This is a genomic window from Halomonas sp. ND22Bw, assembly GCF_003011945.1.
GTDB classification, from domain to species: domain Bacteria; phylum Pseudomonadota; class Gammaproteobacteria; order Pseudomonadales; family Halomonadaceae; genus Halomonas; species Halomonas halophila.
On record NZ_PXWD01001080.1, the window covers coordinates 1 to 263 of the forward strand.

The following is a 263-nucleotide window of genomic DNA, read 5'->3' on the forward strand; positions in this document are numbered from 1 at the left end:
ACCTGGCTCGCCGCCCGCGACGAGAAGATAATCGACGACAACCTGGTCACCACCGGCCGGCGCAATGCGGGCGAGCGGGTGGCGATGCTGCTCATGCATCTCTACCGCCGCGCCGAGCGCCTGGGCATGGTGCGCGACGGCTGGGTCGCGTTCCCGTTCAACCAGCAGCACATCGCCGACGCGCTCGGCCTGTCGCTGGTGCACACCAACAAGACGCTGCGGCGGTTGCAGCGCATGGGGCTGCACAAGATCGACGGCGGCTG

At 68.8% G+C, this 263-nt stretch carries 1 protein-coding gene; it reads left to right on the forward strand.

Annotated features, from left to right (window positions below; translation table 11 throughout):
* A partial coding sequence (locus CVH10_RS21505) for a Crp/Fnr family transcriptional regulator (protein ID WP_146143244.1) occupies positions 1-263 on the forward strand: 263 nt, incomplete at both ends.